This is a genomic window from Metabacillus rhizolycopersici, assembly GCF_020075705.1.
Map to the genome: position 1 here is coordinate 25,364 of NZ_JAIQUM010000055.1, position 10,668 is coordinate 36,031.

At 36.4% G+C, this 10,668-nt stretch carries 8 protein-coding genes and 1 pseudogene; 7 read left to right on the plus strand and 2 right to left on the minus strand.

All coding sequences use genetic code 11. The features are described 5' to 3' along the window. Nucleotide 1: 1 nt before the first annotated feature. From K9V48_RS19785 to K9V48_RS19815, 7 genes and pseudogenes are all read left to right on the plus strand, one after another. A complete protein-coding gene (locus tag K9V48_RS19785; protein ID WP_224140887.1) occupies nucleotides 2–988 on the plus strand; it encodes an ABC transporter permease in 987 nt (328 codons plus the stop codon). Nucleotides 989–1,038: 50 nt separating this feature from the next. Next, nucleotides 1,039–1,677 (plus strand): annotated as a pseudogene (locus tag K9V48_RS30005) (glycoside hydrolase family 32 protein); the annotation flags it as partial. Nucleotides 1,678–3,084: 1,407 nt separating this feature from the next. Further along, nucleotides 3,085–4,653, plus strand: coding sequence for a glycoside hydrolase family 32 protein (locus K9V48_RS30010; protein ID WP_224140896.1), 1,569 nt, complete (start codon nucleotides 3,085–3,087; stop codon nucleotides 4,651–4,653). A 431-nt stretch (nucleotides 4,654–5,084) separates the two neighbouring features. Continuing rightward, complete coding sequence (locus K9V48_RS19800) at nucleotides 5,085–5,612, plus strand: hypothetical protein (RefSeq protein WP_224140888.1); 528 nt, start codon at nucleotides 5,085–5,087, stop codon at nucleotides 5,610–5,612. A 621-nt stretch (nucleotides 5,613–6,233) separates the two neighbouring features. Beyond that, nucleotides 6,234–7,073: an ArdC-like ssDNA-binding domain-containing protein gene (locus K9V48_RS19805; protein ID WP_224140889.1), complete on the plus strand. Its 840-nt coding sequence runs from the start codon at nucleotides 6,234–6,236 to the stop codon at nucleotides 7,071–7,073. A 102-nt stretch (nucleotides 7,074–7,175) separates the two neighbouring features. Beyond that, the gene (locus K9V48_RS19810; protein WP_224140890.1) at nucleotides 7,176–7,676 is read left to right on the plus strand and encodes a hypothetical protein; all 501 of its coding nucleotides are present in this window, start codon (nucleotides 7,176–7,178) and stop codon (nucleotides 7,674–7,676) included. Nucleotides 7,677–8,042: 366 nt separating this feature from the next. Continuing rightward, nucleotides 8,043–8,681 carry a hypothetical protein gene (locus K9V48_RS19815; RefSeq protein WP_224140891.1) on the plus strand — a complete coding sequence of 213 codons (639 nt, stop codon included), beginning with the start codon at nucleotides 8,043–8,045 and terminating at the stop codon, nucleotides 8,679–8,681. Between the two features lie 776 nt (nucleotides 8,682–9,457). Here the strand turns inward: K9V48_RS19815 and K9V48_RS19820 are convergent. Continuing rightward, a complete protein-coding gene (locus K9V48_RS19820) occupies nucleotides 9,458–9,619 on the minus strand; it encodes a hypothetical protein (RefSeq protein WP_224140892.1) in 162 nt (53 codons plus the stop codon). A 247-nt stretch (nucleotides 9,620–9,866) separates the two neighbouring features. After that, a complete protein-coding gene (locus tag K9V48_RS19825; RefSeq protein ID WP_224140893.1) occupies nucleotides 9,867–10,367 on the minus strand; it encodes a GNAT family N-acetyltransferase in 501 nt (166 codons plus the stop codon). Nucleotides 10,368–10,668 lie beyond the last annotated feature (301 nt).

Below are 10,668 nucleotides of genomic sequence, written 5' to 3' on the forward strand. Positions count from 1 at the left end.
AATGAAAGCAAATATTCAATCCGCTTCACCATCGCAGAGCTTAGAGGTAGGAAAAACCCTTCATGCTTTATGGAATCGTTTAGGCATGATTATGATTCTACTATTATTAGGTGTTGTCCTTTCGTTCACTGCACCTAACTTTTTGGATACGGCCAATATGTTAAATGTATTGAAGCAGGTTTCCATTATTGCGATATTGGCCGCAGGAATGACGATCGTCATATTAACCGGTGGTATCGATTTATCAGTTGGTTCAACAGTTGCTCTGTCTGGTGTTATCTCTGTTATGGTTTCTGCTGCAGGAGTTAACCCAATTATTGCAATGTTATCAGGTGCAGCAGTAGGTTATGCAGTTGGACTTATTAATGGCTTTTTTACGGCAAAAACGAAGTTGCCATCATTTATCGTGACATTAGGAAGCTTTACGTATGTTCGTGGTCTTGCTTATGTAATAAGTGGCGGCTATCCAATTGTTTTGCAAAATGAAACCTTTAAATTCATTGGCGGCGGGGCTATTTTTGGAGTGCCTACTCCGATCTATATCATGCTTTTAGTGTATGTTGTGATGTTTTTTGTCCTGAAGTACACAATGTTTGGCCGACATATTTATGCAATTGGCGGAAACGAAGAAGCTGCGCGCTTAACTGGGATCAAGGTGGAAAAGTCATTAATAAATGTGTATTCCATTAGCGGTTTATTAGCGGGTTTGGGCGGTGTTGTATTAGCAGGAAGATTGTATTCTGGCCAGCCAACTGCAGGACAAATGTATGAATTGGATGCCATTGCTGCGGTTATTTTAGGCGGAACTAGCTTGACTGGAGGAAAGGGCAGAATACAAGGAACGATCATCGGGGTTTTAATCATGGGTGTGATTAGCAATGGTTTGACTCTTATGGATGTGAATTATTATTGGCAGTTAGTTGTAAAAGGCGGTGTGATTGTCGCAGCCGTTTTATTGGATCGTTTAAGAGGAAGCAGTGCAGCATAAATTTCACCTTGTGATTAATATGTAAAGGGGTTTTTCTGAAAATGTCCATTATTAAAAGGGAGATTTCTGTATTTCTAATCTGCTTCATTGTCCTTTGCTTTCCATTAACCTCTGTTTTTGCAGGAGATTCTGAGTATTACAATGAAACTTATCGTAATCAATTTCATTTTTCCCCTGAAGCAAACTGGATGAATGACCCAAATGGCATGGTTTATTATGAAGGTGAATATCATTTATTTTATCAGCATCATCCATATGGAACGACATGGGGACCGATGCATTGGGGGCATGCTGTAAGTAAAGACCTTGTTCATTGGGAGCATTTGCCGATTGCCTTATCACCTGATGAAAACGGTGACACTTTCTCAGGAAGTGCTGTAATCGATTGGAACAATACAGCAGGATTTGGAAAGGAAGCGATGGTTGCCATTTTTACTCATTCGGGGGAAAAAGGCCAAGTCCAAAGTCTTGCATATAGTCTTGATAAAGGAAGAACGTGGGAAAAATATGAAGGTAATCCTGTTATGCCTAATCCGCCAATACCGGATTGGCGTGATCCGAAGGTTTTTTGGCATAAAGATTCAAACCAGTGGGTGATGTCATTAGCAGCAAAGAATAAAGTCATGTTTTATACGTCACCCAATTTAAAAGACTGGGAGTTTGCTAGTGAATTTGGTCCAGATGGCGGGATCCAAGCAAATAGTCTTGATCGTACCTCTTATGCAATGTCTGAACAATCAGGCGGATCGTTTAGCTATGAGGGCAATATCACCCTTAACGAAAAGAATGGGCGAGAAGGAGCGGGCGGCCTAGTTTTTCATGCTGACAAGAGTGCAAAGAATGGATATGTGGCCAACCTAGATGCAAAAAATGATGTTGTCACATTAAGTAAAAATGAAGAGGGCGTAACGAAAGAAATTGCTCGGAAACCTTTCACTCTAGAAACCTCAAAGACTTATCAAGTAAAGATAGATATGGATTTAGATCAAATAAAAGTTGCCGTTAATGATCAACCTGTTATTGAAGCAAATGATCTGACATTTGAAAACGGTTACTACGGCTTGTCAGCTTGGAATTCTACCGCTGCTTTTCGAAATGTAGAATTTGAAAATAAATCAAATTTTGTGACGAACATGTCTAAATGGAAGGTAGTAAATGGCTCATGGGAAGATACGTTGGATGGGAAAAGCGGGAGCTCCACGGATGACGCTTTTATCATGAGCGGCAACACGTCTCAGAACTTAATTTATGAAGCAGATCTCACGATTTCTGGAGATAAAGGAGGAAATGGTGCTGGAGCACTCGTTTTCCGAGCAGATGCTGATGCAAAGAATGGTTATTTTGCAAATATTGATGTGCTGAATGATACGATGAAACTAATGAAAATTGAAAATGGAAAGGTTTCAGTCATAACGGAAAAAGCAGTAAATCTTGATACAGATCAGACCTACCATTTACAAGTTAAAACGTACGGCGAAAACATAAAAGTATATCTAGATCAAAAGCTCATTCATGACATAAATGACGCAGCATTTTCATCTGGTTATGTAGGCTTGAACACTTGGAATTCCTCAACGATTTTTCAAGATGTTCAATTGAATAAGAATATCGTAACAAACGAGAAGGAACTCATGAATCATGATTTCGAAACAGGGGATTTAACTGGTTGGAAAGCAGCAGGAGGTAATGCATTTACTAATGACCATGTGACAACTGCAGCATCCTATTGGGGAGGGCAATTTGGTCATGAAGGGAATTATCATCTATGGGGATTTTCGGATCTTCATAATGGAGACGATGCTACAGGTGAGCTGCATTCCTCTTACTTTAAGTTAGGTGGAACAGGTGAAATTAATTTCTTACTAGGCGGTGGCAACGACATTAATAACCGCTATGTTTCATTAGTGAGAGCCTCTGATAACAAAGAATTAATTCGTCAGGCGAATACAAAATTTAATGAAGAAAAGTATAACAAATACGTATGGGATGCGTCTGAATATATCGGTGAAGTGCTCTATATAAAAGTGGTTGACCAAGCTTTAGGGGGCTGGGGTCATATAAATGTTGATGATGTTCATGTTTATAATGAAGGTTCTATGCCAGCAGAAGTTGACAATATTGCTAAAGAACCTGTGGAAGGTGAAGTTAAGCAAAGCGGAACTCTTACAGAATGGACTGCTGTTTCAGGAGAATGGATACCTTCTACAAACGGTAGCAACGGTGGGATTTGGGAATGTCCTGCTTTAGTTGAATTGCCAATTGATGGCGATCCAACAAAAACAAAATGGGTGCTGCAAGTAAGTATAAATGATGGAGCACCAGCTGGTGGGTCTGGTATGCAGTATTTTGTCGGCAGTTTTGACGGAAAAACGTTCAAAAATGAGAATCCGACTGATCAGGTATTATGGACAGATTATGGAGCTGATTACTACGCAGCAGTTGAATGGAGTGGAATTGAGGGGGAGAATAGTGAAAAATATTGGTTAGGATGGATGAGTAACTGGCAATACGCCAACAATACACCAACTTCAACTTGGAGAAGTTCAATGAGCCTGCCTCGTAAGATGGAGCTTACTCAAACAGAAGAAGGAATGCGTTTAAAACAAACGCCGGTTTCGATCGATTCGATTCGTGACAATAGTCAAAAAGTATCTTTTGAAAATAAAGTGATTTCAAATGAAAGTGATCTACTAGATGATTTTTCAGGAGATATCTTTGAAATGATTGCTGAATTTGATGTCTCTAGCTCAACTGCGTCTGAATTTGGTTTTGAAGTTCGCAAGGGTTCTACTGATGAGTTTACAAAAATAGGTTATGACGTTGCGAACCAGCAATTATTTGTTGACCGTACGAACTCTGATAGCTTTGATTACGGCACCAATGTCGTAAACATGCACAAAGGTCCTCTACCTGTGTCAGATGGAACGGTTAAGATGCATATTTTTGTCGATCGTTCTGCTGTAGAAGTATTTGGAAACAATGGAGAAACGGTTATTACCGATCAAATCTTCCCAAGTCCAACAAGCAACGGAGTAAAGATTTATAGTAAGGACGGCAATGTTGCATTGAAATCTTTGAATATCTATCCAGTAGAAAGTATCTGGAAAAAAAGCGGCTTTCAATCAACCTTAAATGGCTGGAAAACTATAAATGGCAACTGGGCAGATACAATTGCTGGAAAACAGGGTCAAAGCAGTGGGGATGCCTTCATTATATCAAATGAAGCAGGAAGCAATTTTAAATACCAAGCAGACATAAAAATTCTTGATACGGACTCACATCCGAAAGATCCTAATAAGGATACAGTTGGAAACTTAGTTGGCGCTGGATCATTGGTTTTTCGCTCAGATTCAGAAGGGAAAAACGCGTATGCTTTTAATGTTGATGTGAAAAATAATGTCGTCAAACTAATCAAATTTTTAAATGGTGTTGGCCATGACCTTGCATCCTATAACAATGATGGAAATCTTAAACTGCAAACAAATGAAATCTATCATCTTAAAGTAGTGACAGCAGACGATAACATTAAGGCTTATTTAGATGACAAGCTTGTCATTGATATAAACGATCAAGCCTATAAGGAAGGCTACTTTGGACTAAATGTCTGGGATTCAACTGTTGTGTTTAATCATGTGAAAAACAAGGTTAACAAAATCAAGAAATAAATTATGTTCCCTAATCTTCAAAATTTTTGGTTGGTACAAAGATTGGATTTAATTAAAAAAGACATATAGATTCTTAACTGACTTTCTTTTTAAGCAGCGATAATTTGCTAAAATATTGAAGAAAGATGCACCAATCATACTGAAACCACTAGTTGAATTGGCAGTATAAAAAGAAAAAAGGATCTTCGCTTGGAATATCCGAATACCCTTTCTTCATGTCCACAAGTTGCTTTATATAAAATAGGCAGACAAAGTAATAATGTTATTCTTATTCCGTAATCTGGCGCTTATCCGTAATAAGGTAAGCTTCTTTTTTTGCGGAAAAAAGATTGAGTTGAACACTTGGTTTTGAAATAATTGGTATTGAGCAATCGGGCAGGATTATTGAATAAGTCTATAAATAAGGTGGCTTAACAGAGAGGAGGTGCTTGATGAAAAGTAGGAAACTATTGTTTGTTACTTTTGGAATATTGGTTGTTGCAATTTTAACTTTTTATTTTAATGGTATCAAACAGTTATATAGGAATGATGAAGCGTCTATAGTTAAAGTAATTAATTCTATTGAGGGATATGAACATAAATCAATTGAAATCTTGAAGATAAAAGATTTTGATGATCTAAGAATTGTAGCGTTTTTAGCTAATAATAGACCAGGCTATATAGAGTTTACTGAAAATAAGAAAGGTAACTATGCATGGAGACATTTAGAAGTTAGAGAGAATGAGACATTTAGTTCTTTCCATTCTTTTCCTCATAAAATAATGTTTGTAACCAATAATGAAAATGATATAGCTAAAATGCAAGTAGATATAAATGAGCAAAAATTTGAACGGGAATTTATCCCGAATAAAGCAACTGTAACTTGGGCTGATTTACCACAAACCGATAAAAACGAATATACATTTAGGAACTATAAGTATTATGATAAAGATGGAATTATTATTAAGGAATCTGAATAACCAGATCATAAACAAACGGAGGCTTTAATGGAAGTTCCCTTTTTAAATTTTAGATGACCATTTTCTATTAATGATCTTCAGCAATCGGGTTCGATTGCTGAACAATAATAAAAAAGAGTAATACATATTATACATGACTAATATGAATTACCCTTTATTTTTTATGACTTTTAAGATTTAGGTCTTGATAACGCTAGCCTACATTCCGTAGGTTCCTGTTCCATTTACGGCAAGCCGCCGTACCGAACGAGCCGAAGATCGTCAAAAGATAAATGAATAAGGACTAAAAGGATAGCAGCCTCCGGCTGCTTTTTATCTTGGTTTTTCCACCCTTTTGCGCTGCGAATCGTACAAGATCGCAATCCGAGCTAACCTTTCAGCAGGCTGAGCCTCCTAGGCTAACGCCCTCAACCTGCTGGAAGCTAAGTCGGATAGAAAGCCAATCAAGGGGCAAAAAAGTTTTTTGATTAAATACGCTACGCAACATCAAATAACTTTTTGTGCTATTCCCTTGACCGTCTGTCTATACTCCTTGTTCGTTCTCCACGTCAAAAGGGCGAAAAATAATCCCTTTTGAGGAAATGAATCGCTCACAGCGCAAGAACAAGGGAGGAAAAACAAATGGCCAAAAATAAAGGATTAGATGAAATCAAAAATCAATTAGATCAAGGGATTCAAGAGGTAATGACAAGTGAAAAGTTTCAGGAATGGCTGAAATTTCTGACTGGATTTCATACATACAGTTTTCATAATACGATTTTAATCTACATGCAGAGTCCAAAAGCTTCATTTATAAAAGGGTTTAACGAATGGAAAAAGGATGGAAGATTCGTCATGAAGGGAGAAAAGGCTATTAAGATTTTAGCTCCACTTATCCGTAAACAGAAAGAGGAAGAAAATGAAGGAAAAAAAGAGCAGGAGAATGCAAAAAAGGTATTGTACGGGTTCCGATATGTTAATGTGTTTGACCTTTCTCAAACTGAGGGGAAAGAGGTTCCAACCCCAGATGTGAAAATGCTTGAAGGAGGAGGGGAACAGGAGAAGTCATTGCTTCAGGAATGGATTGAGAAAATTGAAATCCCAATCATCTTTAAAGATACAGGAGAAGCGAACGGATATTATCACCTGGTCGAAAATTACATCGCAATTCATGAAGGTAGAAGCACCAATCAGCAATTAAAAACGTTGATTCATGAATACAGTCATTATTTATTATATGCAATAGGTGCGAAGTTTGAGAAAGAAGGAAGTCGGATCAAAGAAGCTCAAGCTGAGGCTGTAGCATATGTGGTTATGAATCACTTCGGCTGTGATACAGGAACATATAGTTTTGGTTACATTGCTGGATGGAGTCAAGACATCGATATCATGAAACAGATTGGGAGCGATATTGTGAAGTGCAGCCATCAGGTCATTGAAGTTCTGCGTAGACAACCACTTAAAGAAATGGAGACTGCTTAAAAATGGTTTCCCTTTCGTGGGGCTGAAAGTGAATGGATCTAACCGACTCAATTATTTTGATGGCATTGCTATACTGAATGTAAGAGGAAAGGATGATACTGGATGAAGACCTGCGCATATTGTGGAAGCCCTGTTACATTTGTTGATATGGATGAGTGCTATTGCTCATTTTGTAAGATGAAGTTAAAAAACGAAGATGTTCAGGAAAATGGAAAGCGGAAAAACCTTTTACCGTCTTCACAGCCATCTCTGTCTGATCTGAACAAAAGTACGCCTGAGCTTATGGGTTATTCAACGGTTGAGCTGCTGTTCCTTTTAAAATTGGCTAGAAAGGAACGAGCTGACATTTACAAGCAACGGTTCATCTTTATTAGAGCGATGAATGAGGGGGCAGATGAGTTTACAGAAGCTGAGGAATACAGTTTTAGAGAATATGATAAGGCCACTCGGAAATGCTTCGTTCTTGAAAACCTAGTCCGCGAAAGGATTGGATACTATCCTGCTAAACTGACAGAATCTTATATTCAAACTCTAGCAGCAAGAGTGGAAGAGTCCTCAAAAAAAGAGATGGTCATCCAGCAGCCTAAGCAGAGTGAAAATTAATTTCGTTATGATTAAGGTTTTAAAATGGGAGTGGAGGAGAGGTAAATGTATGAAATGAAAAATCTTTGGACGTTGTCCAAAGATCAAAAAGGTAAAATATGAAACAGATAATTATGCCTCTTTCTTCTTTTTTATTTTTAATGGAATGCTGTATTTCTTACTTACCTCAATGCCTCTTTTTGCCAAAGCCTTTGCTTCATCTTTCGTCATTTTCATCCTTTTTCTCCTCTTCTATTATTCTTATAAATAGTATGAACACATTAAAGAGTTTTTAAACATAACCCTTCCCCATCCTCCATATACATGGAAATATATCTAGGACACGAGGACAGTGTCCTAAACGAAATTCGGAAAAGAGGGATAGCAATGCAAAGGGAAGAGGTATTGGGAACGAAAATAAGAAAGGTTCGTACTGATAAAAAAAGAGACGTCAAACCGACAATTTCTATCAATCTCAAAGATTGTATATATCGCTTGTCCTATATCACTAATACACCTGTAAAAGATGTTGCGGAAATTTTATGTGAGAAAGGTTTGCAATCGAGAAAAGTCATTGAGTATCTTTCCAGATATTTTAGAAGGGATTTTCAGTTCTTAAATACGGTTTATTTTGGGGATTGGGGGAAGGAATCGTTACAAAAGAAATATCAATCAGGGAAAAATGAACGAATCACTATCCGTTTTACACAAACTTCCTATGAAAATATCTTTTCTTTATCTTGTGCTCTAGATGTAACGCCATCAAAAGCTACAGCTCTACTGTTAGATGCTAGTATCCGGAATACGAACCTTCTGAATGCGTTTGTGAAAACGTATCTTCACAATCACATAGATGAGGAGCGAATGAAAGAATTAAAACAGGTACTGAAATACATTAATAAGAATAATCCGTATCATGAAGAAATTTCATGGTTTGCTCTTCTTGCTATGATCTTTGAGGATGTTAAGGAAAGTACCGGAAATGTGAGAAGTATCATTCATAATTGGATGGATAAATACAAATAAATATAGTTGCTGAATCAGCGTGATGAGCTCCCTACTTTTAAGGTAGGTTGTAGAACTTAATAAAGTTTGATTAAAACTCGCAATTGCAATATTCGATTAAACCAGCTAATAGGCTTGATGACAGGGTTCTTGTTCTAGACCGCAAAGTAAACATAATCGATAAATAAACACAGCATTATGGTAAAGGTATTTGATAAGACTTTTGGTAATGTTTTATGGTAAACCATAAAAACTGTGGTATCAACGAGCCGTATAGTTATAAGGAAAATTACAAAAACAGTGGTTTTTGGTAATATGAAGAATTCCTACTTTACCCTTGGTTATAGGAACACTGGCATTCGGATTATTTAAAGAATTACTTTGCGGTTCATAGCAGTAACCCTGTCACTAATCCTAGAGGGCAGTACTATAGTTTAGACATAGGTTTACACTAATGTTTTACGTGTAAATATAAGTTAAGTTCCAACTTTCGTTTAGGTTTTCAAATAGCTTTTAACCTCAAACAAATAATGAACCTTCTGATTTTATAGATGAAGAGTATATTAGTTTTAAATCGGATTAGATCCTTCCTGAAGACAGATAGGCTGGGTTAACCCAGCATCACATTCTTTAGGATATGACTTGATTTTTATTAATTAGGACCTTCTGTATTTTAAATTGAATGAACAGTTATAAGGCTTTTTTGTATCTCGTTTCGTTGTAGAGCGTTTCTCAGACATCAAAAGGATCCTCAAACGAAGATTCTTTTATATTGCATATAATATTTGGACTGTTTATTAACCGTTCCTTTTTAAAAGTTCCTCTTTTATCTTTTCTTTATATTCAGCTTCTTCGTCAGTCAAGTAATCTTGAGGCCTTTTAGCTAATCTTTCATAGTTCTTCAGCAATTCCTCATTTGTTAAGTTTTCTAAATTCATAAGATAGCCTCCTATAGCCATAAGTTATCCCCCCCCCACATCGTGTTGTTTTCCAAATTATATAGTTTATTTGTTAAAGTTTTATTAAGCGTTTACAAAGTTATTGTAAATGCTTACTTTTGATTGTATAAATTGGTTTTTTATTCACATATAGTTAACAATTCTAGTCACCATAAGCGATGTTATCGGTACATGAAAAGGATCTTCGATGGAAGATCCTTTTAGCTGCGTGTTCAATTAAGCACCCTTAGTTTAATTTAAGAACATATTATCCAAGAAACAAAACCATATGCTCTTCATCAAAATATGTATTATCTAATTTTAGAGCTCTTTTCTCTGATCCGAATGCCTCAAAACCTATTGATGAATAAAGTCTTTTTGCTGACTCATTCGTTGTAACAACAGTTAAATAAACTTGCTCAATTCCTTCTAAACAATTCGCTTTTTTGATTGCTTCTGACAATAAAGCTTTCCCTATGCCGAATCCACGTTTTCCTGAAGTAACATACATTGCTATGATATTTGCTCTATGTCTTAGTTTATATAACTTTTCTTTAACTAAAGTAACAACTCCAACAAGTTTGCCACTTTCAAAAGCCCCAAAAGTAAACGAGTCTTTCGATTGAAAATTATTCTTATATTTTTCAACAGGTTGGTCTTTTTCTTCTTCATAGCTTGAAGCAAATGCTTCAGGACTATTTTGTAAAGCCTCTAGTCTAATGCGACGATAATTTTCAGCATCTGTTGGCTTCAAAATTTTAATTTCCATTATTCAACACCTAAATCCAATATAATTTTTAAGTTTAATTATATAACAAAGTTGTCAACTTTTGGTTAAACTGATCTATTACTTTAGTTCAAAAAACCCTTAAGGATCACATGAATACTGTATACAAACCTAGTTAACATAAAGTGTCTTATAGGCATGAAAAAAGGATCTTCGAATTGTTATTATCCCCTTATAGTGGACAGTAAAAAGAAAGGATTGTACTGTTTTCTATGGAGGGGATTTTTTCATGGGGAAAATTAGAACAACCTATACAAAAGAGATTAAGCTAAAAGCGATTAAT